Below are 22515 nucleotides of genomic sequence, written 5' to 3'. Positions count from 1 at the left end.
CTATGCGTCCTCCGGGATCAGGGTGGCGTCCTCGGCGGCGAAATGGATCGGGAACCGGACGCCGAGCGAGGGCGGATCGCGCAGCGGAGCGCAGATCATGCGGATGAGGACGCCTTGCGTTTCCAGCGTTACGCTGTGGAGATCGCCCTGCCACTGCATCGCGCGCACGACTCCGGTCAATTCGTTGGAGGGCCTCCCGCCCGGCCGCATGGCGATACCGTGAGGGCGGATGCACAACAGGCAGTCGCGGCCGACCGACAGGCCAGGCCGTGCCTTGACCAGCAGCGAAATCTCGCCAAGCCGGACGCGGGCAAGACCGTCTCCGGCATCCGCCGCCTCGAGCGTGACCGGCAACAGATTGGCGCGGCCCAGGAATTCCGCGGCGAACCGGGTCGGCGGCTCACGGTAGAGCGCCTGGGACGGCCCGGAAGCGACCAGCCGGCCATCGCGCATGATGGCGATGCGATCGGCCAAGGTCAGCGCCTCGGTCTGATCGTGCGTGACGTAAAGCACCGTCAGCGACGGCATCGCCTCGTGCAGCCGGGCGAGTTCCTGCAGCATGGAGTGGCGGATCTGCGCATCCAGGGCCGAAAGGGGCTCATCCAGCAGCAATACCCGCGGCCGCACGGCCAGCGCGCGCGCGATGGCCACGCGCTGCTGCTGCCCGCCGCTCAGCTCCCGCGGATAACGTTGCGTGTAGGCCGACATGCCGACCATCCGCAGGCACTCGGCCACGCGCTGTTTCACCGCCTCCTTCGCCTCGCGCCGCGCGCGCAACCCGAACGCGACATTGTCTTCCACCCGCATATGCGGAAACAGGGCGTAGTTCTGCACGACCATGCCGATATCACGCGCATGCGGCGGCAAATCGGTGACATCGCGCTCACCGATGCGGATTCGTCCGCTGGCGGGGCGGACGAAACCCGCGACCGCTCTCAATGCCGTGGTCTTCGCCGAGCCGGACGGCCCGATCAATGCCATGATCTCGCCCGGCTCGATCGTCAGGCTCAGCGACGCCAGGACAACGAGTTTGCCATAGGAGACGGTGACGTCCTCGAACCCGATCCCGCTGCCGAGCTTAGGGGAAGACCAGGATGACCCGGCCCGCACAGCGGAGCGGACATCGTCGATCACTGCGCCGGGTGCCATCAGCTACCAGTCTCCCGCTGATAGCGAGCCAGGTCCTGCTTGAAGCTCTGGATCACCAGTTTCCAATCCGGGACCCAGACCGCGACACCCTGCATCATTTTATGCAGCTGCTCGTAGTTCTTGTCTTTCGGTTGTACGTCCTGTCGGACCGGAAATCCCCACGCGATCCGGCTGACCTGCGCCTGCGCGTTCCTGCTCAGCAGAAAATCGATCAGTTTCTTGCCCGCATTGGGGTGCGGCGCGCCGTGCACCAGGCCAATATAGTAGGGGATCGCAACCGCGAATCGCTTGCCGTGCGGACCCACCGGCCAGAACACCCGGACATTGGGATTCTGTGCGATCTGGGCGGCGTTCATCTGGATGTCGCCATTGGCGACCCAGAGTTCGCCCTTGTTGACCAGCTCGGTCAGCCTGCCGGTCGAAGAGGATGGCCCCAGATTGTTGACCTGCAGCGCCTTCAGATAGGCAAAGCCCGCATCCTTGCTGCCGAAAGCCCGGAAAACCTGCAGCAGCATCGCCGTCCCGTCGCCCGCCTCGCCGGGCGTGGAGTATTGAATCTTGTTCTTGAATTTCGGCTCTAGGAGATCCTTGAAGGTCTTCGGCGGCCGGGGCAGCGCGGCCTTGTCGTAGATGAAGTCGGTATAGTCATCGACCATCGGAACGAACATACCGCGCTTATCTTTTTCGGCGGCCGGAATATGGTCCGCTCCCGCGGGGGTAAACGGCTGCAGCAATCCTTCCGCCGCCGCTTCTTGCATGAACGGCGGCAGCGTCACCAGAACGTCGGCCTGCGGGTTGAATTTTTCCTGGTTCAAGCGGTCGACCACCACGGCCGACCCGGCTTCGATATACTGAACCTTGATGCCGGTGGCTTTGGTGAAAGCATCGAACTCGGTCTGATACCAGTTGGGCGAACCATCGTGCAGGCCGTCCGCGCTGTAGATCGTCACGACCGCGGAGTGAGCCTGTGCGGAACCCCATCCCAACACTGACGCGATACAGATGGCAACAAAGGCGGTCTTCGTGCGCATTTTCTGCTTCCTCCATTGTTTGTTGATTCTATGTTATTACGTTCCGGTTCGTATGCATCCTACAGTGAAGCTTTCGTGAAGTTGCTCTCATAAGCCGGAGACATCATCCGGTTCTCGGCTGCCGGAGATTCGCCGCTCAGCTTGTCCAAGGCAGGGAGTAGGTCCGAACGTTCGTAAAACTCTTCATTGCCTCGACCACACCCTCCTTGTGGCCGAGACCAGAGTCCTTGATGCCGCCAAAAGGCGACATTTCGATCCGGTAGCCAGGCACCTCCCAGATATTCACTGTCCCGACGTCCAGTTCGTTTACGAAGCGCGTAACGTAGTCGAGCCGGTTGGTGCAGACGCCGGACGAGAGGCCATAGGCGGTCGAGTTCGAAATCCGCACCACCTCGGCGATGTCGTCGGGGCAGCGGATGATGGGAATGACGGGGCCGAAGGTTTCCTCCCGCACCAATTCCGCGTCATAGGGCACGTGGTCCACCACGGTCGGAGGATAGAGCGCGCCGCGTCGGTCGTTACCGTGCAGCAGCTTCGCGCCACGGGACATCGCATCCAGCACGCGGCGCTCGAACTCCTGCGCCGCGCGCTCGTGGATCACGGTGCCGATATCCACCGTCGGGTCCATCGGATCTCCGGCGGTGAGCTTGCGGGCCTTGGCGAGCACCAGACGCGAAAACTCCTCGGCCACGCTGTGGACGACCAGAATGCGTTTTACGGCGGTGCAGCGCTGGCCGGAATTCTTCGTCGCCCCCTGCACCGCGAGTTCCGCCGCCTTGTCGAGGTCGGCATCCTCCATCACGATCAGCGGGTCGTTGCCGCCGAGTTCGAGCACGACCCTCCGGTAGCCCGCTTTCTCCGCGATATACTTGCCGATCCGAACCGAGCCCGTGAACGTAATCAGGTCCGCGTCCGGGTCGGTAATCATCGCGTTGCCCATGGTCGAGGGATTGCCGGTCACCACCGAAAGCATTTCAGGCGGCAGCCCGGCCTCGTAGAGCACGTCCGCGAGGGCGAGCGCGGTCAGCGGCGTCAGTTCGGTGGGCTTCAGGACCACGCGGTTGTTCGTCGCGATTGCCGGGGCAATCTTATGGCTCACCATGTTGAGCGGATGGTTGAACGGCGTGATGGCGGAAATCACGCCCATCAAAGGCACGCGCGTGGTGAAAATCTTGCGCTGCTTGCCCATCGGGCTGATGTCGCAGGCATAGGTCTCGCCGTCGTCCAGGATGGTTAGCTGTGCCGCGAAGGAATAGACATCGTAGGCGCGGCTCGCCTCGTACAGCGAATCCTTCCAGCACAGGCCCGACTCGGCGGTGATGAGCCGCGCGAACTCCTCTTTGCGGTCACGCAGCATCTCGGCGGTGCGCAGCAGGATACGCTGGCGCTCGTAGCGCGTCAGCTTCGGCTTGAACGCGCGCGCCGCCGCGAAAGCCTCCCGCACATGCTCGGGGCGCGCGGCGGGCACGGTGCCCACCACCTGGCCGGTGTAGGGGTTCAGAACGTCGATCGCCTCGTCGGTCCGCACCTTGCGGCCGGCGATCCGCATCGCCTCGCGCCGGACCGGGGATTTGGTCTGGATGTTCATTGCGGTCCTCATTGCACCAGGTTCAGCGCGACATCGAAAACGTCGAAGTTTCGCAACTCGTGGTCAGGCCGGAATGCGATTTTCCGGTTCACGATCATCGGCACGGTCTGCTCGGTCAGGCCGCCATGCGAGCGCAACGGCTCGGTCAGGCCGGACAGGTCGTGCCGATCGCGGCTGGTGCCGAGCACCTTGTGGCGCGCCGAAATAACCACGATGTCGCCGATCCGGTCCTCGGGAAGCTCGAAGCGCCGGCATGCCTCGTCGCGGCCGATGGCGAGGTCCACGCCATCGAGCGCGCGCAGGCGGCTGAGCAGGGCGGCCGCATCCGTGCCCGGCGGCAGGTACACCGTCGCGAACGAGCCGAGCGCCCCGTGATGGGCCACATAGGGATCGGTGATCGGCAGGATGACGCGACAGATCCCCTTCGCGGTCCAGGCGTTGAATTGGTCCTGCAGATAGATCACGTCCGGCGCGCCGTCGGGCAGATATTTATCGTTCATGCCATGATCGGCGGTCAGCGCGACCACCGCCCCGGCGGCGTCGAGCCGGCCGACATAGCCATCCAGCATGGCGTAAAAACGGTTCGCGACCGCCGAGCCGGGTGCTGCACGGTGCTGGATGTAGTCGGTCGTCGAGAGATACATGGCGTCGGGGCGCATCGTTTCGAGCAGCCTGACGCCGGCGGCGAAGACGAACTCGGAGAGTTCGGCGGAATAGACCTCGGGCAGCTTCATGCCGACGAGGCCGAGCGCATCGGCGATGCCGTTCTCCGCGAGGCTCACCTTATCCGCCTTTTCGGAGGAGAACGCGACCGCCCGGCCCGCCGAACAATCGAGCCCGTGGCCGAGCAGCGTCCGCAGCTTGTCTTTCGCGGTAACCACGGCGACCCTGGCGCCGCCATCCTGCAACGCCTTCATGATGGTGCCGGCGCGCATGAACTTCGCGTCGTTCATCATCACCTCCTGTCCCGTTGCGGGGTCGAGGAAGTAGTTGCCTGCGATCCCGTGGACCGAAGGCGGCCGGCCGGTGATAATTGAAATATTGTTCGGGTTGGTGAAGCTCGGGATCACCGACTTCGCCGTGGTGCTGGTGCCGGTCCGCATGATGCGGTCGAGGTTCGGCGCCAGACCGGCGGCGATCGCGGCCTCGATGTAGCCGGGCTCAGAGCCGTCGATGCAGACGGCAACGGTCGGTGTCGCCGGGATGCGATAAATGCGGCCGTTGGCATCGACCGTGTGGAAGGAGCGGTGAGTGGTCATGGTTCGGCGTCCTTCCTGCTCATGCGGCCATCGCCGCTGAGGTCATGCCGAACCCCGCGATCACGTCCCGGATCGCGGCGAGCGCGCCCTGCATGTGCGTGCGATCCAGCCGACCGATGCACCCGATGCGGAAGGAATCCGCCACAGTCAGCTTGCCTGGATAGATCACATAGCCGCGCTCCTTGAGCGCGTCGTAGAAGCGCTGGAAGTCGAAGCGCGGGTCGCCGGGCATGTGGAAGGTGACGATGATCGGCGCCTGGAGCTGATCCTGCAGCAGCGTCCGAAACCCGAGGGCGCGCATGCCCTCGACCAGCACGCGGCAATTCTCCGTGTAGCGCCCACCGCGTCCGGGCTGTCCACCCTCGGCGAAGAACTCGGTCAATGCCTGATGAAAGGCAACGATGACGTGGATCGGCGGGGTGAAACGATACTGGCCGGTCTTCTGGAACACCGTCCATTGATCATGCAGGTCGAGCACGAGGGTACTCGCATTGCCCTTCGCCGCTTCCAGGACATCCTTCCGGCAGATCACGAAGCCCAGCCCGGGAACGCCCTCGATGCACTTGTTCGACGATGCGGCAATCGCATCAGCGTGAATGGCGTTCGCATCAAGCGGCAGAGCGCCGAAGGCCGACATCGAGTCGATCAAATAACCTTTGCCATGTTTCGCCGCGAGCGCGCCGATCTCCTGCACCGGGTTCAGGATGCCCGACGTCGTTTCGCAATGCACGGCGAAAACATGCGTGATGGAGGGCGTCGAGGCCAGGACCCGTTCCACCGCGACGAGGTCAGGCGGCGTGTCCTCCGGCGTTTCGTGGATCACGGTCCGGCGCCGGGCAATCTCCAGGATCTTTCTGGCACGCTGGCCATACGCACCGTTTATCAGGATCAGGACCTCGCCGTCCGATGGGACGAAGGTCGTCAGCATCGCCTCGACCGCGAAGGTGCCCGATCCTTGCATCGGCACCGTCACATGCGTCGCGCCAGCATTCACGATCCCCGGCAGGCGCTCCATGACCTCGCGGTTGATCTGCACGAAGGCGGCATCGCGCGAGCCCCAGTCATGGAGCATCGCCTCCTTGATCGAGCGCGACGTAGTCAGTGGTCCGGGGGTGAGCAGGAGCGCGTCGCCGGTCTCGGAGGCGGCTCTGATACTGCCAGTTGCGATCATCTCGATGCCTTCCAAACAATGCATAGTCAGCGTAGCTTCCAGCTTCTATTGTTTAAAATGCTATGTCTCGATACATCCCATTGATGGAAACCATACCGAGGGTGTCATGAGCACTACGTTGCTGCGCGCCTTTCATTTGGTCGCGGAGGCCGGAAGCTTCTCGGCTGCCGCGCGCGGCAGCGGCGTGGGCCAACCCACGCTTTCGGCACAGGTGAAGACCCTGGAAGCGACTTACGGCGTCGCCCTGTTCGACCGCCGGGGACGCGGCGTCAGCGCCACCCCGCTCGGCCACGCCCTGCACGCCCTGACCGCCCGCCTGTTCGCCGCGGAAGACGAAGCCCGCACCCTGCTTTCCGGCTCGGCCACGCTGCTGCGCGGACATCTGCGGATCGCCGCCGACAGCGCGACCCACGTCATGCCGATCCTGGTGACGCTGAAGGCAAGGCACGCGAATCTGACCTTCTCCCTCTCGATCGGCAACTCCTCCGACGTGCTCGACCGCGTGCTTGACCACCACGCCGATGTCGCGGTGACGGCAAGGCGCGTCTCGGACCCCCGGCTCCACAGCCGGCTGCTCCAGCACGACCGTCTGGTGCTTTTCGTGAGGTCCGATCATGCCCTTGCCGCTGCCGGCGGCATTCCGATCCGAGCCCTCGCCGGACACGACCTCGTGCTTCGCGAACGCGGCTCGATCACCAGGGAGGTGTTCGAGACGCGGCTTTCGGAGCACGGCGTGCGACCGCACACCCTGCTCGAAGTGCAGACCCGCGAGGCGGTCTGTGAGGCGGTGCTCGCCGGCTTCGGCGTGGGTGTCGCCTTCGAAGCCGAGCTGCCGATCCATCCCGAACTCGCGCGGGTCACGGTCGAGGATACCGACCTTGCCGTCGCGGAATACGTGATCTGCCTGGAGGAACGCCAGCGCCTGCCGCTGGTGCGGGCCTTCCTCGCCGCCGGCGGTCCACCGCCGCCTCGACAGGCTGATGCGGGATCAAAATCGACGCAAAATCCTCTCGGGTGAATGACCGTCAACAAAGCGATTTCCACCCTGACAGCCGCCGGGTTGATTGTCCGGCGCCGCCGGGCCGGTTCCTTCGTCGCATCGCCGCCCGTCCAATCGGCGGTGTTGCAAATTCCCGATATGCAGTCTGAAATCACCAGCCGAGGCGAGGTCTATGGCTATGAATTGATCTCGCGCCGCTACCGCGACAGCCTTGGCAAGGTAGGTAATGAACGGAATTTTTTGCTGGACACGTCATTGCTTGTGTTAAAGTGCCGGCATCTGGCGAATTCACGCCCCTTCGCACTGGAAGAACGCTTCGTCAGCCTGGATGTCGTACCGGAAGCCGCCGAGGTCGATTTCAGCACAACCCCCCCCAGCACCTGGTTGGTGGCTCAGGTTCCCTGGACCAGGGCGGAACATAATATCAGCGCCGTCAATGCCACGGCCGGCGTTGCCGATGATCTTGCCATTCCGAAAGGTGCCGCGTGTCTTGTCGTGGAACGTCGTACCTGGAGAGTGGCCGATGAAATTACCTATGTGCGGCAAACCTTCCCCGGCAAAGCGTATCGCCTGATCGCTCATTTCTCACCGTGACAGTTTGCAACATGGGGGTTCCAATCGGAAGGTCGATGATGTCCGTTTTACAAATCAAGGACAATTGGTCCCGATTTCACTCTCGAAACACAAATCATCATGACTTTGTTTGAGTCTTTCTCGGCTTGACTCAGCACCCCGTCTCTGTGATCCGGGTATCCGCTGAGCACATTCGTCTCACACGCCCCACAGATTCCTTCCTTACAGCCAAACTCGACATCAATGCCTGCTTCAAGCAATGCATCCAATATCGTTTTATCCGCTTGAACTTCAAACGTCTTGCCGCTTTTCGCCAACTGAACCGTACAGCCAGCCTTGGGGGCGGATTGAACGACCGGGTCGATCGAGAATCTTTCAATATGAACATTTTTTAAGTTGGCTGCTTCGCAGGCTTTTTCAAAAGCGCTGATCATTACACTTGGCCCGCAGCAATAGACGTGGGCATCACCGGGTTGTTTGGAAAGGTAATTCAGCAAATTGAACGGCGAACCTCCATTTTCGTCGTCAAAATGAAAGTGGATATCGCCCCCGATTGCACGTAATTCATCGGAAAAAGCGGCATGCGACCGCGTCCGCGCGCAATAAGCAAGCCGCACGTCGCGCCCAAGCGCGCGCAGCCGCCGGTACATGCACAAAATTGGCGTGATTCCGATGCCGCCCGCCACCAATACCGTTTGGGAGGCGCTCTCATCGAGGGTAAAATTGTTGCGCGGCGCGCTGATCGGGACAACCATGCCACAGCGAAACTGCTCGTGCACATAGCGCGACCCGCCCCGACTTTGTCGATCAGCGAGGACACCCACCACGTAACGATCGTTATCGTCGGGCGAGTTCAGCAATGAGTAATTGCGGATAAGCCCGTTCGGCAGATGAAAATCGATGTGGGAGCCTGCATCGAAACGCGGGAAATGGGCTCCCGGTATCGGCATCATTTCGATGCTGATGATTCCCTCGGCCTCGTAGCGCAAGGTGCGAACCTGCGCCTGGAGAAGGTCTTTGCTGCTCATCGAAGTCCGAACCTTAGCGTCCTATCGGGTGTTTTAACAAATTGGAACAGGATGTTGGTGTCCATCGCTACTTTGGCGTCATGAAGTTCCGGACGATTTACCGCGCTCAAGTTTGCGCCAAAGCGCGGTATATATCCAGTGATGAATTTGATGATTAAGTTGCACCGGCTTCGATTTGAGCTTTTGCAAGCTTCTTCATGTGCCGGCGCAGCCGCACTACCCCCATATCATGTTGGTACAAATGCTCGTTCTGATTCGCATCGGGTTCCATCGCTTCCAGCACAACACGATCTTGTTCGAGAACCGCCCAATGGCGCGCTTCAAGGCGATTGCGGTACAGAAAGCGCCATGTATCACGCTGCCAACCCGACACTTTACGGCAACGCCAGAAGAATATTGCAGACACATTTTTCTCGATCGGTGTGCAACTACCAATAATGATAAAATTGCCGCCAGGACCACCAGTTTTCGGATAAGGAATTTCAAGGCGCATCCACTGTGTCCCGGTATCGGCCCATTCAGTCCAGTCGAAGTTTACATCGCGCTGGCCTTCCTTTTCAAATACGAAGCCCGTGTCGGTGTCTCGCAGTTGAAACTGCGCGATTTGCTCGCCATACGCCATTGAATGTGATTGCTTGTGCAAATATGTGCCGTGCATCGGGTCAAGTACATTGTCCAGCGCGTAACGGTAATCACTTTTCCATTCAGCGTAGCACAAAAAGTTCGAATATTCATCAGATGTCAGCTCAATCGGTAGAACCAGATCAGGTGCTGTGTCGATGTTCGTGCCCGCATTATACAACCAAATTGTACCATGCGCTTCTTTCAGGTGAAACGAATGTACGGCGCGCGAGCCTTCGAGCTTGCAGCCAGGGCTACCCGGTACACTCGTAACAATACCATCCGCGCGTACTTCCACACCATGATAGCCGCAGGCAATCCGGTTGCCGAGTACGATACCCTGCGATAGCGGTGCGCCGCGGTGCGGGCATTGATCGGTCAGGGCATGCGGCGCACCATCGGTGTCACGCCATAGCACCAGTTTTTTCCCCAGCCTGCGCAACGATACAGGCCGTTCCGCAATGAAGCCTGATGGGCAGAGAGGATACCAGAGGTTTTGTAAGCCACTCTCCAGAACCGTCTCGATAGCATCTTTTTGAGTATCCATTTCCATCCTCAAGTAGAGTATATTTGTTTAGTTGCCGAGCCGAGCCATTTCGGTTTCGAAGGTGGCATCGGTCCAGATATCGCCGACTTGCGGAGACGGACCAGCGTTGTTCAGGTACGCCACCAGTTCCGCAAGCTCCTTGATGCCCTGCCCAAACGCTCGTTCGATGGAGTCACCGAGCAGGTTTTCATATTGCGTGGGCTTGCGGTTTAACGATTGATGCGGTTCCAGGTATAAGCTCATCATTGTTCTCCTAACAATTACAAAAACGTTCCTGTTCACCTACGGAAAGTACGTCACATACGGGGAAGTGTTCAGCACCAACGTCGTCTCATGCGACCTCCATCAGGCCAGCCCACGGATGGGGTTGTTCACTCGTATCAAGATACCAGGATTTTTGTTGCTGATAGGCGCGCAACCCGTCCCGGCCCTTCTCGCGGCCAAGACCACTTTCCTTGACGCCGCCGAACGGGGTTGAGACGGAGAATTGCTTGTAGGTGTTGACCCACACGGTGCCTGTCTTCACTGCCGCTCCCAGCCGGCTGGCGCGCCAGACATCACGTGTCCAAATGCCGAGCGCGAGACCGAATGGATTGTCATTCGCAAGGGCTACGGCTTCGGCTTCATCGTCGAACGGTAAAACGGCGAGAACTGGTCCGAAAATCTCTTCGCGGCAGGTTCGCGATTGGTTGCCGACAGTATCGATGATGGTTGGTCGATAGTAAATTCCGGCGTCAAACACTGAACCTTCGGGCCGCTTTCCGCCGGTGAGGACACGTCCGCCTTCCTCGCGGGCGAGGGCCACCGCCTGTTCGACAGAAGCGCGATGGTCACCGTGAATCAGGGGGGCGACCTGGGTGGCAGTGTCGAACGGGTTGCCGATTTTCAGCGATTCAGCAGCTTCGACCAGTCGTTGTACGAAATTCTTGTAAATGCTCCGTTGAACCAGCAGCCGCGAGCCCGCGATGCAGGATTGGCCGGTGGAGCTGAAGATCCCGAAAAGCACTCCGGCGATGGCCTGAGTCATGTCCGCATCGTCGAACACGATGGTCGCAGACTTGCCGCCCAGTTCGAGCGATACCGGCATGAGCTTTTTCGCCGCCTCGAACGCGATGCGGCGCCCCACCTCGGTGCCACCCGTGAACGAGACCTTGCCAATCGCAGGATGGCGGACGAGCAGATCGCCAACGACACTGCCTGCCCCAGGAATGACCGACAGAAGGCCGTCGGGCAGTCCTGCTTCCTGGACAATTCGCGCCAGTTCCAAGGCGGTAAGCGGGCTCCACGAGGCCGGCTTGAGGATGACGGCGTTGCCAGCGGCAAGTGCGGGCGCCAGCTTCTGCGCGTCGCTCGCGATCGGCGAGTTCCACGGCGTGATGGCAGCGACGACACCGATAGGCTCGTAGCAGGAGAACGTCAGATAGTCGCCGCGTGGCGGCGGCATCTGTTCTTCCGCCGTTTCGAGTGCGGCAGCGAAATAGCGAAACGTGTTAGCAGCACTTTGGGCAAGAGCCCGCGTTTCAGCCTGTGTCTTGCCGGTGTCTCGCGTTTGGATGAAGGATATGCGCTCGGCATTACGCTCGATGCCGACGGAGATTCTGTAAAGATAGGTTGCGCGTTCGTGCGGCTTAAGCCGGCGCCAAGCCGGATCGGCTGCGGCGGTCTCAGCCCGCGTGATCGCTTCATCGACATCTTCGGCTGCCGCGCCTCGAACGATGCGGTTCAACGACTGATCCGCGGGAAACCGGGACACGATTTCGGCGCCGTGGCCTTCGCGCCATTCACCGCCGATAAAAAGCCGCCCGTCCGGGAGTTGTTCAGCCATGCTGTTTCTCAATGTCAAATGACCTCGGGCAGCACGACGTTCAGCACTGTCTGGGCAATGCTGTACGCTGTACCGAGCGAGGTTTTGGGGTTCTGGGAAGACGGTTCGTTCTCGATCCGAATCTGCGCGATGCCAGCCTTCGAACGAAACCGAATTTCGTGGACGTTACGAATGATTGCCGGATCGGCAATCAATTCGACGCGTGTCCGTTCGAAACCGATCCCGGCGAGAGCGATAATCGCCGCGACATTGGCATTCTTCGGATACTCGGTTGCCGCGCTGCGCGCACTGCCTTCGTAGAAAGCCAAAGCTGTGCCCAGATTATCGAGATCGATGATGGCCTCGGCGGACGTTCCCTTCCAGGCCAGTGGCGGCTTGCGTCCGACATAGACGACCTCGTCAAGTCCGGCGAGCCGGGCGGCGGAAAGCATGTCGATGCCTCCGACGGCACCTGCGGGCAGACGAAGCCGTGCCCCGCCTTTGCGTGCCGCATCGACAAGTGCGGTGTGCAGCGCATCGTCCGCGAGCGCACCCACGGAGCTGACGATCAGGTCGATGCCATCTTTCAGTATCGTCGTGCCATACATGCCGAGAGCGGCCTGGCTTGCACATTCCACGACAATATCGGCGCCAAGCCGGCTCAACGCTTCGGCGTGGTCGATAACTTCGACGTGTTGCGCAATGTTCGTGTGCTTTGCAAGCAAGGATCGGGCACGCGCCTCCCCTTCTGGTTTGGCGAGACAGACAAGGAGCTCAAGCGGTGCTGGCAGTTCGTGCGCAAGCGTTGCCAACAATGTCTCCGCGATCACACCATATCCGATCAGCCCCAACCTCATGCCGGACCACCCGCCGCACCGGCTGGCGGCCCAGCGAAAGCGCTGGCGAAGGGACCGATCTTGGTCATTTCAACCTCCAGCAACACCGGCCCTCGAAGGTTGAGCGCCCAGTCAAGCGCTGCGCCAAACGTTTCGACATTATCGATCGCCCGGTGTTGCAGACCGAAGCTCTTGGCCAGAAGGGAAAAATTGGGTACCGATAAATTCGAGTAGTGCCGCCGGCCTTCGAACTGGACGTCCTGGATATTCTGGATGACGCCATAGGCTTCATCGTTCATCAGGACGAAGACGATCTCCGCGCCTTCATCGACTGCTGTCAGAAACTCGCCCAGGGCGAGCATGCTGCCGCCGTCGCCGATAAGCGCGATCGTCTTGGCAGCCTCACCCGCGAGGGCTGCGCCAATGGCCATGGCAATCCCCTGACCGATGCCGCCACCGAGCGCATGGACGCCAAGCTCCGGCCGCGCGATCGTCACATAACGGTTACCAAACGTGCTGTTGGAAATTGTGACATCGCGCACGAAAGGGTGTGCGCCGGCGGATACCCGAGCCAGAAGATCATCGGCGATGGTTTGATAGGGGCCGAGAGCGGATCGGAGCATTCCCTCTGATTGCGCCCGCGCGATGCTGATGTCGTGCAGGAAATTATGGTTCGTGTTGAGCGTTTCCGGCAGCCGCGCAAGCAGCCCTTCAAGCGCGAGGCGCGCATCGCCGGCCATGAAGACATCGGTGGCGTAATTCCGACCGTTCTGCGTGGGATCGGCATCGATCTGCAACAGAGGTCTCGGCAGTTGCATCCGGTTATCGAAGGTTTCGTTACCGCGGAGGCGCGAGCCAACTACCAGCATAAGGTCGGCTTGCTTATAAATCGCTTCTGAGGCAGGTGTCATATTGAAGGCACCCAGGCTCCAGGGGTGGTTCTCAGGCACGACCGCGCGACCGTGGGTGCTGGTGACGACAGCAACACCCCGCTCGACGAGTGCGGTCGCCGCGGACGACGCGGCACGCGCGCCGCCGCCGAGCCACAGGATTGGCCGGCGCGCGCGCGCGATCATGCCCGCGGCAATATCAAGAAGCATCTCGTCCGGGCGGATCGGATCGACGACGGGCGGACGAATGCATGCAGGCGCTGGCACAAACTCGCGTTGGACATCGACCGGGATCTCGACGGTCGCCGGTCCGGCAGGTGCGCTCAGCGCCATCCGGACGGCGGCATCAAGCACGCCCAATACGCCGCGCGACTCCCAAATGCGCAAATACCCTTTGGAAATTGCCCTGAGCATAGCGGCCTGATCGGGGACATCGTGAATCGCGGCCCGATCCCGATCCATGAAAACGCGATCGACCTGGGTGGTGATGTGCAGGATCGGCGTGCCGGCGGTTTGAGCCTCGACCTGGGCACCGGCCGCGTTGCCTGCCGCAGTGCCCGTGCTGGTGAAGGCAACGCCAAGTTTTCCCGAGACGCGCGCATAGGCATCCGCCATGTTGAGGGCGCCAGCTTCACCGCGCGCTGGCACGAAGCGGATACGTCCTTGCCGGGCGATGGCATCGAGGATCGGCATGTTGTGAATCGAGATCACGCCAAAAGCGATCTCAACGCCGATATCCGCGAGATAGGTCGCGACGAGTTCACCAACCGAAACCTCCGAGCGCGGCGGCATCGAAGCAGCGGGAGACTGGTCGTGTGACAGGGTTTCAATACTCATCAGAATTTGTTTCCATCTAGATGAAGCGAGAGATGCCGCCGGAAATTTCGAGCGCGGATCCGGTGATGTAGCTGGCTGCTGGAGAGCCGAGGAACGCGATTGCCTTAGCAACTTCCGCGGGTTCGCCGACACGCTGCAGCGGAATATTTTTGCTTCGTGCGAGAGCCGCGAACCATTGCGCACGTGTTTGATCGGTGTCCTGGCGTTGCTCGAAGCGGCGCTGCCACTGACCGGAGTCAACAAGCCCGATCAGTATCGAGTTGACGCGCCCCTGCGGTGCCAACTCGATACTCAAGGATTTTGCCAGATTCTGGACCGCTGCCCGCGCAGCGGAGGTGCACACCATATGCGGCTCTGGTTGAAGAGCAAGGAGAGAGTTGACGATGATGATGGCAGGCGCGTCAGACATATCGAAAAGAGTCCGAAAGGCGCGGATCGGCCGCACCTGACTCATGATCTTCAGATCAAGTTCGGTGCGCCAGGCGTCATCCGTCGTGTCGGCAAAGGTCGAGAGGCGGCCCTGCCCGGCATTGTTGACGAGGAGATCGACACGCCCTCGCCAAGTGTTCAGCTCCGCGGCAAAGCCATTGATTTCCGCCGCATCGAGAACATCGCAGCGACAGGCGAGGACACGGGTGTTGCCGTGTTGCTCGACAAGGTGCTGATGGGCATTTGCCAATCGTTCTGCATTGCGCCCGCAAATGGCGACATCAGCGCCCTCCGCCAGCAGCACGGACGCGGTCGCGAGGCCGATGCCTGAAGTTCCGCCCGTAACAACCGCAACCTTGCCGGAAAAACCGAGATCCATGCCTACCCTCAGAGCGATTGGAAGCCGGGGTCGGGCCGGCCAGCCATAACGGTCCGCATGGCTGGCGTGGGCGGTCCCGCTGTCATCCACAGATCCATTTTTTCCGGGATGTTTCGCGGCCATACTTGCGGCTCATGGGTTGCTTCGTCGATCTGCAGAACTTCCGAGGTAAATTCGATGACGAACCCGGACGGCGAGACAAAATAGGCGAACGGATTGTTGCCCGGTCCGTGGCGTCCTGGCCCCCAGGCTGGCGCTTGCCCCCTCGTTTTCATCCGGCCGATGCCACGCATGAAGCTGTCGATCGATGCCATTTCGAAGGCGACATGATTGACCGACGGATAGGACGCCCGATTGAGCGCGATCGCATGGTGGTCGCTGCTGCAACGCAAGAACACCATTGCGTTTGCCGAATAGTCGCTGACCCTGAAGCCAAGCATCTCCTCGTAGAACGCCTGGTTTTTCTCGAACGACTCCGAATTGAGAACGACATGGGTAATTTTGCGTGGCAACGCCAGCCTGTCTTCTTCGTCGGTGTAACGCGCGACGTCAGCGGTAAACGACAGCCGCCTTCCGTCGGGATCGAGTGTGCTGAAACCATAGCCGCCCCCCGGCGTGGTCACCGGACCACGAGCGGTCGTGGGCGCGCCTTTAGCAACCAACTGCGCATGAAGATCATCGATCCGCGCGGCGCTATTCATGCCAAAGCAGATTTGGTCAACGCCGTAGGTTTTGCCCTCACGGAGGCCATAAATAAAGGGCTCTGAGCCGGTGCCTCTGAAATAGACGGCGTCATCGGTTTCGTGCGAGACCGTAAGACCCCAATTATCCACATAGAAATCGCGCGTCACAAGGACATGGGGGGCGCGCATGACGATGGCGCGCAAGAAATCGACCGCGATTGGCTGGGTCATGCCAAGGTTCCTTCCAGGGAATAGTGCGAGCGCCCATTGGGAACGAAGCCGAGTCGCTCGGAAATATCCATTGCCGCGCGACGCAGACTTTCGCCGATCCGCGCCCGCTTGCCGCCTTCGATGGAAAACGCAGCCTCTGGTCCGCTGATGTTGATCGCCGCGACGACCAAGCCACTATGATCGAAGATTGGCGCGGCGAATGAATCAACGCCCGGTTCGTAATATGACGCGCTCCAGGCGAGACCAATCTGCCGGTCCTGCGCGATCTGGGCAATGAGATCATCGATCCTGGTCGCGGTAGATTCGGTAACCGGCGTGAGATCCGCACCGGCGAACAGCGACCGCACGTCGCGTTCCGGCAGATAGGCAAGAATAATCCGGCCCATCGTCGTTGCATGTGCGGGCAGCCGGGACCCGACGCGAATGGCGCTCGCCCGGAAGACATTGGGCACTTGCCGCAACAAGTAGAGCACGTCTCGTCCTTCGAGGATGCCTAAATGGGCCGAAAGCCCGTAGGTTTCCGAAAGCATGATCAAGTAGGGTAGGGCCGTCTGGCTCAGATCGCGTGACATGAAGGTCTGTGCGGCCACACCGATCAGTCCAGGCCCGATCTGATAGCCGACGCCGTAGGGCTTCTTCTCGACAAAACGTCCGGCTTCGAGTGACGCCAGCAGCCGGATGAGTGTGGTGCGGTTGATGCCGAGCAGCTTGGCGGCATGGCTGAGATTTGCGATCGACTCGCCTTCCGAAATGGAGCGCAGCAGTTTTATGGCGCGCTCCACCGCCGGGACACCGTAGATCTGTGTTTCGGTTTCATTCTTCGTAATTCTGGCTTGTTTTGATATCTTTGGCATGTCCACCCTCATGTCTCAGTGAGATGTCGTTCGACCAGCGCCGCGACTTGGGCGGGCGCTTCCAGGCAAACAGCATGCCCACTCGCCTCGACCAGAACAAGCGGCGGTGCAGATCTGACCGAATGGGGCAGTGACAATGCGATTTTTCGGGCCATGTCCGGCGGCGTTACGACATCCTCGGCGCCCACGATGACGAGTGTCGGCACAGAGAGCCGAACCACATCGTCAAGAATGCGCCCTGATCCCAACAGGCGACTTGCCTGCCCGTATCCCGGCATGACCATGGTTGTCATGGCGGCGACCACCGCGTCCAATACCTCAGGCGATCGCTCAGGATGATATACAAGCCGGGCGCTGCGCTTCCGTGCGAACGTCGCGGCTCCGAGCGCCACGAGTTCCGCCAGGCGTGCGCGCACCGCCTCCGGCAGCGGGTCGCCAGGCATCGCGCCATAACCCAGCGTGGGCGAGACGAGCGCCAACCGATTCACGCGCGCCGGTGCGGTCGCCGCCGCATGGGCCGCCACCAAAGTGCCCAGCGAGTGCCCAAGAAGATCGACAGTTTGGATACCCTCGGCGTTCAGCAAAGCCAGGAGTGCTGCGGAATATTCTGTCACTCCCGGCATAGGGACAGCGAGGGGAGAACTGGCGCCGTATCCTGGAGCGTCCCATGCGATAATTGTCCGGGCCCGATCGAATGCTGCCATCAAGGGAAGAAACGAGAAACTTCTGCTGCCGATACCATGCAACAACACTAACGGCTGCTGAGTATCGTTCATCCCGGCGCGAATCAGGATATCGATCCCGTTCACCATGCGGCGTTCAAAAGGGTGGTCGATTGTGGTCATGCGAAAACGAATCCCGCGTTGGCGGTCAGCAACTGCCCGGTCAGGGAAAGCGCGGACGGTGTCAGCAGAAAAACGACAACACCGGCAACATCCTCGGGCAGTTGCGGCCCCGGAACGGCGCGCTGCTCCTCATAGAGACGGTGTCGCGCCTCCGGGACATACTCGGTCGCCTCCGTTCTCACGATGCCGGGGGCAACCGCGGTGACCGCGATGCGCCGTTCACCAAGCTCCCGCGCCAGCGAGCGGGTCATCGCGATGACCGCTCCCTTGCTCGCAACATAAGCGAGAAGGTGCGGCGCTCCCCACAGGGCTGTATCAGACGCAAGATTGACGATGGCGCCGCCATCGACCAGAATCGGGGCAATCGCCCGCGTCATCAGCCATGTGCCGCGAATATTGACCCGCATGACCCGGTCGAAAAGATCAATCTCGATCGCATCGAAGGCGACGCCGCCAACATTCGTGGCGATGGCCGCGTTGTTTACCAAGCCATCCAGCCGGCCCTCGTGCGCCGCGATATCGCGCGCCATCGCCTCAATGCTTTCCGGGTCTGCGAGATCCACCGGGACAAAACGAGCATCGGCACCCGTTTCACGCAGCGTCCCTACCTCCTCCTGGCCCGCCTCGATCAGGCGATCGGCAAGGACAAGTCGTGCGCCAGCGGCTGCACACGCCTGGGCGATCGCATACCCCAAGCCGCGCGCCGCGCCGGTCACGAGAATGGTTTTACCGTGCAGCATGCGCCGGTCACAGGATGGTTCGGGAACAGGAAAGCGGCGGCATAGCGGTAGCCACCTTAATGAGATTTCTCGGGCGATTTGTTGTCGCCACAACTACGGGAGGCGCATCAAAACCAATCATCGTATTCTCCTGCTCCTCTTATCTGTCGCCGCACCACCTTCCCACCGGCCGCACCCCGGCATTGCGGGGCGACATCGATGACCAGAGTATCCAAATACGACCATATCGTTCATATTTGTTATAATTCCACCTCGCCTAGCTGTCAAGCACAATGTTCAGAGATTATCGAAAATATATGTTGACTCTGTTTAATTTTTTTTGATAGTGTTCATGAACAAAATGTTCATATTTGATCGATTTGACCGCATGAGGAAGTCAGACGTTCCGCGTCCAGGTATCCGATGCCCGCCAATAGCGGCAGGAACGTGGGGTGACGCAAATGACTCCGCCTCAACGAGCACGGCAGCACCGACCAATGGGTGATCGCACCCGCACAAGCAACACAACGGAGACAGACATGGCTCATGAAATTGACATTGTGACCGAGCGTAAAAAATCCTCACCTCGTTCGTGGGACAAACCACCGGGAGCGACATTCGAAGAGTGGATGAAGACCCGAATCGCGCGCGTGGACGACCGGCCCTACGACTGGAACGCACTCAAGTTTCAGGCCGATTTCGATCCCAAGTACCGGCGTGCTCAAAAGCGATTCATCGGCACCGGCGCTACGGGCGTCGCAAAGGACGCCGGCACCATTCCGGCCGAGAACTTCACGCTCTCCAATATGGTGATCCCTGCCGGTGGCGAAGGCCCCATGCATCTTCATACCGACGCCGAGGAAGTCTTCTTTGTGCTTCGCGGCAAAATCAAAGTGATGGTCGAGCAGGACGGTGAACATTACGAGACGGTACTGGGCGAGCGGGACTGCATCTCGATCCCGCCTAGCGTGTATCGCGGCGAGATCAATGTTGGCGAGGAAGATGCCATCATCATGGTGATGATCGGCTCCCCCAAGCCAGAGACTCCGACCTATCCGGCCGATCATCCCCTCGCAAAAATCAAACGTTAGTGGCTCAATCGTCTTGATGGAAGAACGTTCTGCGTTCTGAAATAAACGGATGGATTTCAATGCCTCTACGTCAAAAAAACTGAACCAAACTCAACAAGAATACCAGAAAGGTCCATGAATGAGCGTAGCGAATAACCGAAGCAAATCGCACAAAACACAACGGCCGAAGTTTCTTGGTCGATTTGCCAAATTGATTCCACCTCTGGCAGTTTTGTCTGCCAGCACAATTGCCAGCATTGCTCCGGCTAATGCCGCCATGTTTGGAAGTACGCCGGAATACCCAGTTGGAATTACCATGGGTGTTCCTGTTGGTGAGCTGCCGCCTCCTGGTTTCTACTATATCAACAAGGGCACATTCAGCGGCGCTCACTCGGTCAATGGGCAGGGCGTTCGCACCGGGGCGGTCTCCAGCACGTGGACAAATACCTCCCAGATCATGTGGGTTTTGAATCAGCGCGTTTTAGGGGCGCGTTATGCTGTTTTCATCCGCAATATCGGCGCCGTCGATGTCGCCCTGACTCGGCCAAATGGAACGACGTCAAGTACCGTTGGTCTGCCTGATACCGAAATTATTCCCGCGAATCTCAGTTGGTCAGTAGCGCCCGGCTTGTTTTTTGATGCTGAATTTGGCTTCTATGTTCCAAGCGGCCGGTACACAACACCTGCCGCGATAAATATCGGCCAGAACCACTATACACTTGAGCCGAATTTTGCACTGACCTATTTCCATAGCGGATGGGCGTTCACCGCGCACACCGTATTTGATATCAATGGTGTAAATCAGCAGACACATTACCGTAACGGCACGACGATGGATGTGGATTATACGGCATTCAAAACCATCGGGCGCTGGAGTTTCGGCCCGGTCGGTTACTATCTCACCCAAATCACCCGCGATAGCGGCCCGGCGAAACTTGATGGCGGATCACCGCAAGAATGGGCACTGGGCCTTGGGGCCGCCTACAATTTTGGACCGGCGCGCCTGAACTTGAATATTACGCACGACATTGTCGCCAATAATATCGGGCAAAAGACTATGGCGATGTTTATTTTTACGGTCCCTCTATAAAAATGACGAGCAAAATCGTTGGTGTTATGGATCAAAAAACTTCGATAAATTGGAGGTTAAACGTGGCCGCACCTGAAGACATGCAAAGCACAGCAGTAAGTCCAGAGACAATTATAGCTCGGATAGACCGATTACCAGTAACACGCTGGCATGTTATTGTTCGGATAATTATTGGATCGGCCACATTTTTCGACGCATTTTCGGTTTTATCCATTGCTTATGTGGTGCCGGCCCTGATTGGCTTGTGGCACATCGACGCCAAAGATATTGGCCTGCTGTTTGCTGGGGGCTTTCTGGGGCAAGCGATCGGTGCGATAACATGCGGCTGGCTTGCCGAACGAGTCGGTCGAGTCCCAATGTTGCGCGCAAGCGTGCTGCTCTTTGCCATTATGAGCATACTTTGCGCTTTGTCACATAGTTATGACCAACTGCTCGCAGCGCGAGTGCTTCAGGGTTTCGGGCTGGGTGCAGAAGTTCCCATTGCGGCAACCTACATTGGCGAAATTTCATCGACAAAAAATCGTGGGCGGTTTTTCCTGCTGTACGAAACAATCTATCCGATCGGGTTGTTCGCGGTTGGCCTGGTCGCCGCATGGCTGGTGCCGAACGTGGGGTGGCGCTGGCTGTTTGCGTTCGGCGTCGTTCCTGCATTTTTGGTGTTTGCAATGCAAAAATATTGTCCTGAGTCCCCGCGCTGGCTTGCCTCCAAAGGGCGCTTGGCCGAGGCAGACGCGATGTTAAGAAAAATTGAAAATTATGTGTCTTCCTATCAACAACTCGCGCCTATTTCGACCTTGTCGGTTGCTCCAATTCCAACCGTCCGGTCAAGGGTGTCCGAGCTTTTTGGCCCCGGCTACAGGAAACGGACATTTGTCGTCTGGGGGCTTTGGTTGTTATCATTTTTTGTGACGTTCGGGATCGCGGTATGGATGCCGTCGATTCTCCATACAGTTTATCATTTACCACTTGAAAAATCGATTCAGCTTAGCCTGATCGGAACGTTGTCAGGATTACTCGGATGTTTCGTGATGGCGCTATCAGTTGATAAAATTGGCCGCGTCCCGCTCTTTGTATTTGGCTTTTCATTAAGCGGGGTTTCGCTTCTGGGCCTGTCGATTTATCATCATGTTCCTCTCGATATTTTTGTGATGACGACCGCCGTCGCATATTTTGGGGCGAACATCACCAGCGTCGGGCTTTATTTGTACACGGCGGAAATCTATCCAACCCGTCTCCGCGCGATCGGCACGAGCGTCGGCACAACGTGGCTGCGCCTCGGCTCGATCGCAAGTCCGTATCTCGTGGGATTGGTCTTGCCATTATATGGCATTTCTGGTGTACTTTTGATGTTTGGCGTCGTGGCCGTGGCCGGCGCGATCTTGGCGCGTTCAGGGATGATCGAGACGAAACAACGAAGGCTGGAAGAAATTTCACCATGACGAGCCCAAATTTGTCTGTCGACGATTGGCGTTGGAACGCCACAGATCATCGGGCAGCCGGGAGATGTCCTGGCGCTGCAGGCAGCGATGCAATGAGGAGCGCGTGAGATGCGGGATGATTGCCTGGAGTGCATAGAGGCAATCATCAAGTGGCAACAGCGTATGCCGGCGGAAGGTGACGATGACGACCTCTTCCTCGAGCGAGTGCACCGTCGAGCGTGGATCTTTGGGGCCGGTCGGCAGATCGCCGACCGCGGTTCGCTTTTTCCATTTGGCGACCGTCTTTTGGTTGATCCCGTAACGCTTAGCCAGAACCCTCAGAGGCTGTCTCGGAATGATGATGGAATGAAGGGTTGGGTGGCGGGATGAGGTGTGATTCCAAGAGGTTGTCGAGACCGAGTTGGATGGACAGCCTCATGTGGACCCCGACCACCCGTGCCTA

At 59.5% G+C, this 22515-nt stretch carries 21 protein-coding genes and 1 pseudogene; 5 read left to right on the top strand and 17 right to left on the bottom strand.

Translation table 11 applies throughout. The features are described from left to right. The 5 genes from L2A60_RS16235 to L2A60_RS16215 form a co-directional block, all read right to left on the bottom strand. Positions 1-1149, bottom strand: coding sequence for an ABC transporter ATP-binding protein (locus L2A60_RS16235; RefSeq protein ID WP_235705497.1), 1149 nt, complete (start codon positions 1147-1149; stop codon positions 1-3). Beyond that, complete coding sequence (locus tag L2A60_RS16230) at positions 1149-2180, bottom strand: 2-aminoethylphosphonate ABC transporter substrate-binding protein (RefSeq protein WP_235705496.1); 1032 nt, start codon at positions 2178-2180, stop codon at positions 1149-1151. Before L2A60_RS16230 ends, L2A60_RS16235 begins: the two co-directional genes overlap by 1 nt. Before the next feature lie 136 nt (positions 2181-2316). Then, positions 2317-3768 carry a phosphonoacetaldehyde dehydrogenase gene (gene phnY, locus L2A60_RS16225; protein WP_235705495.1) on the bottom strand — a complete coding sequence of 484 codons (1452 nt, stop codon included), beginning with the start codon at positions 3766-3768 and terminating at the stop codon, positions 2317-2319. A gap of 8 nt (positions 3769-3776) precedes the next feature. Then, positions 3777-5027, bottom strand: coding sequence for a phosphonoacetate hydrolase (gene phnA, locus L2A60_RS16220; RefSeq protein WP_235705494.1), 1251 nt, complete (start codon positions 5025-5027; stop codon positions 3777-3779). A 19-nt stretch (positions 5028-5046) separates the two neighbouring features. Then, on the bottom strand, positions 5047-6198 hold the full coding sequence (locus L2A60_RS16215; RefSeq protein WP_235705493.1) for a 2-aminoethylphosphonate--pyruvate transaminase: 1152 nt from the start codon (positions 6196-6198) through the stop codon (positions 5047-5049). A gap of 106 nt (positions 6199-6304) precedes the next feature. Here L2A60_RS16215 and L2A60_RS16210 point away from each other — a divergent pair, with 106 nt between their 5' ends. Together L2A60_RS16210 and L2A60_RS16205 are read left to right on the top strand one after the other, a co-directional pair. After that, a complete protein-coding gene (locus L2A60_RS16210; protein ID WP_235705492.1) occupies positions 6305-7216 on the top strand; it encodes a LysR substrate-binding domain-containing protein in 912 nt (303 codons plus the stop codon). Then, positions 7217-7792 (top strand): UTRA domain-containing protein, encoded by a 576-nt coding sequence (locus tag L2A60_RS16205; protein WP_235705491.1) that lies wholly within the window; start codon positions 7217-7219, stop codon positions 7790-7792. A gap of 47 nt (positions 7793-7839) precedes the next feature. Here the strand turns inward: L2A60_RS16205 and L2A60_RS16200 are convergent, their stop codons facing one another. The 11 genes from L2A60_RS16200 to L2A60_RS16150 form a co-directional block, all read right to left on the bottom strand. Next, entirely contained in the window at positions 7840-8799 is a 960-nt protein-coding gene (locus L2A60_RS16200) for a PDR/VanB family oxidoreductase (protein WP_235705490.1), read from the bottom strand. 154 nt (positions 8800-8953) lie between these two features. Next, positions 8954-9967, bottom strand: a complete 1014-nt coding sequence (locus L2A60_RS16195; protein ID WP_235705489.1) for an aromatic ring-hydroxylating oxygenase subunit alpha — start codon at positions 9965-9967, stop codon at positions 8954-8956. Positions 9968-9994: 27 nt separating this feature from the next. Continuing rightward, a complete protein-coding gene (locus tag L2A60_RS16190; protein ID WP_235705488.1) occupies positions 9995-10210 on the bottom strand; it encodes a recombinase-like helix-turn-helix domain-containing protein in 216 nt (71 codons plus the stop codon). A gap of 88 nt (positions 10211-10298) precedes the next feature. Further along, positions 10299-11792, bottom strand: coding sequence for an aldehyde dehydrogenase (locus L2A60_RS16185; RefSeq protein WP_235705487.1), 1494 nt, complete (start codon positions 11790-11792; stop codon positions 10299-10301). 14 nt (positions 11793-11806) lie between these two features. Continuing rightward, positions 11807-12628, bottom strand: a complete 822-nt coding sequence (locus L2A60_RS16180) for an aspartate dehydrogenase (protein WP_235705486.1) — start codon at positions 12626-12628, stop codon at positions 11807-11809. Then, on the bottom strand, positions 12625-14334 hold the full coding sequence (locus L2A60_RS16175; RefSeq protein WP_235705485.1) for a thiamine pyrophosphate-binding protein: 1710 nt from the start codon (positions 14332-14334) through the stop codon (positions 12625-12627). The genes L2A60_RS16180 and L2A60_RS16175 overlap by 4 nt, the downstream gene beginning before the upstream one ends. 16 nt (positions 14335-14350) lie before the next feature. Beyond that, positions 14351-15142 carry an SDR family oxidoreductase gene (locus L2A60_RS16170; RefSeq protein WP_235705484.1) on the bottom strand — a complete coding sequence of 264 codons (792 nt, stop codon included), beginning with the start codon at positions 15140-15142 and terminating at the stop codon, positions 14351-14353. Positions 15143-15150: 8 nt separating this feature from the next. Further along, positions 15151-16056, bottom strand: a complete 906-nt coding sequence (locus L2A60_RS16165) for a VOC family protein (RefSeq protein ID WP_235705483.1) — start codon at positions 16054-16056, stop codon at positions 15151-15153. Next, complete coding sequence (locus L2A60_RS16160) at positions 16053-16922, bottom strand: IclR family transcriptional regulator (protein WP_235705482.1); 870 nt, start codon at positions 16920-16922, stop codon at positions 16053-16055. Before L2A60_RS16160 ends, L2A60_RS16165 begins: the two co-directional genes overlap by 4 nt. Next, positions 16919-17755 carry an alpha/beta fold hydrolase gene (locus tag L2A60_RS16155; RefSeq protein ID WP_235705481.1) on the bottom strand — a complete coding sequence of 279 codons (837 nt, stop codon included), beginning with the start codon at positions 17753-17755 and terminating at the stop codon, positions 16919-16921. Before L2A60_RS16155 ends, L2A60_RS16160 begins: the two co-directional genes overlap by 4 nt. Beyond that, positions 17752-18495 carry an SDR family oxidoreductase gene (locus L2A60_RS16150; RefSeq protein WP_235705480.1) on the bottom strand — a complete coding sequence of 248 codons (744 nt, stop codon included), beginning with the start codon at positions 18493-18495 and terminating at the stop codon, positions 17752-17754. Before L2A60_RS16150 ends, L2A60_RS16155 begins: the two co-directional genes overlap by 4 nt. A gap of 518 nt (positions 18496-19013) precedes the next feature. On the opposite strand from L2A60_RS16150, the gene L2A60_RS16145 reads away from it, so the two are divergent. The 3 genes from L2A60_RS16145 (at position 19014) to L2A60_RS16135 (ending at position 22073) form a co-directional block, all read left to right on the top strand. Beyond that, entirely contained in the window at positions 19014-19565 is a 552-nt protein-coding gene (locus L2A60_RS16145) for a cupin domain-containing protein (protein WP_235705479.1), read from the top strand. 118 nt (positions 19566-19683) lie between these two features. Next, a complete protein-coding gene (locus L2A60_RS16140) occupies positions 19684-20634 on the top strand; it encodes a SphA family protein (RefSeq protein WP_235705478.1) in 951 nt (316 codons plus the stop codon). A 2-nt stretch (positions 20635-20636) separates the two neighbouring features. Continuing rightward, positions 20637-22073, top strand: coding sequence for an MFS transporter (locus L2A60_RS16135; RefSeq protein WP_235705477.1), 1437 nt, complete (start codon positions 20637-20639; stop codon positions 22071-22073). Positions 22074-22121: 48 nt separating this feature from the next. Here the strand turns inward: L2A60_RS16135 and L2A60_RS16130 are convergent. After that, positions 22122-22400: pseudogene (locus L2A60_RS16130) on the bottom strand (IS481 family transposase); the annotation flags it as partial. Positions 22401-22515 lie beyond the last annotated feature (115 nt).

It is taken from the genome of Acidiphilium iwatense, assembly GCF_021556475.1.
Classification (GTDB): Bacteria; Pseudomonadota; Alphaproteobacteria; order Acetobacterales; family Acetobacteraceae; genus Acidiphilium; species Acidiphilium iwatense.
Note: the sequence above shows the minus strand (reverse complement) of the source record. Positions and strands in the feature narration are given on the sequence as shown.

What these genes read in the sequence shown, in the direction of transcription:
- L2A60_RS16205 (WP_235705491.1), top strand. Translation starts at nt 7,217, where the DNA reads ATGACCGTCAACAAAGCGATTTCCACCCTGACAGCCGCCGGGTTGATT.
- L2A60_RS16170 (WP_235705484.1), bottom strand. Translation starts at nt 15,142, where the DNA reads ATGGATCTCGGTTTTTCCGGCAAGGTTGCGGTTGTTACGGGCGGAACT.
- L2A60_RS16155 (WP_235705481.1), bottom strand. Translation starts at nt 17,755, where the DNA reads ATGACCACAATCGACCACCCTTTTGAACGCCGCATGGTGAACGGGATC.
- L2A60_RS16210 (WP_235705492.1), top strand. Translation starts at nt 6,305, where the DNA reads ATGAGCACTACGTTGCTGCGCGCCTTTCATTTGGTCGCGGAGGCCGGA.
- L2A60_RS16175 (WP_235705485.1), bottom strand. Translation starts at nt 14,334, where the DNA reads ATGAGTATTGAAACCCTGTCACACGACCAGTCTCCCGCTGCTTCGATG.
- L2A60_RS16140 (WP_235705478.1), top strand. Translation starts at nt 19,684, where the DNA reads ATGAGCGTAGCGAATAACCGAAGCAAATCGCACAAAACACAACGGCCG.
- phnY (WP_235705495.1), bottom strand. Translation starts at nt 3,768, where the DNA reads ATGAACATCCAGACCAAATCCCCGGTCCGGCGCGAGGCGATGCGGATC.
- phnA (WP_235705494.1), bottom strand. Translation starts at nt 5,027, where the DNA reads ATGACCACTCACCGCTCCTTCCACACGGTCGATGCCAACGGCCGCATT.
- L2A60_RS16145 (WP_235705479.1), top strand. Translation starts at nt 19,014, where the DNA reads ATGGCTCATGAAATTGACATTGTGACCGAGCGTAAAAAATCCTCACCT.
- L2A60_RS16135 (WP_235705477.1), top strand. Translation starts at nt 20,637, where the DNA reads ATGACGAGCAAAATCGTTGGTGTTATGGATCAAAAAACTTCGATAAAT.
- L2A60_RS16150 (WP_235705480.1), bottom strand. Translation starts at nt 18,495, where the DNA reads ATGCTGCACGGTAAAACCATTCTCGTGACCGGCGCGGCGCGCGGCTTG.
- L2A60_RS16190 (WP_235705488.1), bottom strand. Translation starts at nt 10,210, where the DNA reads ATGAGCTTATACCTGGAACCGCATCAATCGTTAAACCGCAAGCCCACG.
- L2A60_RS16185 (WP_235705487.1), bottom strand. Translation starts at nt 11,792, where the DNA reads ATGGCTGAACAACTCCCGGACGGGCGGCTTTTTATCGGCGGTGAATGG.
- L2A60_RS16195 (WP_235705489.1), bottom strand. Translation starts at nt 9,967, where the DNA reads ATGGATACTCAAAAAGATGCTATCGAGACGGTTCTGGAGAGTGGCTTA.
- L2A60_RS16215 (WP_235705493.1), bottom strand. Translation starts at nt 6,198, where the DNA reads ATGATCGCAACTGGCAGTATCAGAGCCGCCTCCGAGACCGGCGACGCG.
- L2A60_RS16180 (WP_235705486.1), bottom strand. Translation starts at nt 12,628, where the DNA reads ATGAGGTTGGGGCTGATCGGATATGGTGTGATCGCGGAGACATTGTTG.
- L2A60_RS16230 (WP_235705496.1), bottom strand. Translation starts at nt 2,180, where the DNA reads ATGCGCACGAAGACCGCCTTTGTTGCCATCTGTATCGCGTCAGTGTTG.
- L2A60_RS16235 (WP_235705497.1), bottom strand. Translation starts at nt 1,149, where the DNA reads ATGGCACCCGGCGCAGTGATCGACGATGTCCGCTCCGCTGTGCGGGCC.
- L2A60_RS16165 (WP_235705483.1), bottom strand. Translation starts at nt 16,056, where the DNA reads ATGACCCAGCCAATCGCGGTCGATTTCTTGCGCGCCATCGTCATGCGC.
- L2A60_RS16200 (WP_235705490.1), bottom strand. Translation starts at nt 8,799, where the DNA reads ATGAGCAGCAAAGACCTTCTCCAGGCGCAGGTTCGCACCTTGCGCTAC.
- L2A60_RS16160 (WP_235705482.1), bottom strand. Translation starts at nt 16,922, where the DNA reads ATGAGGGTGGACATGCCAAAGATATCAAAACAAGCCAGAATTACGAAG.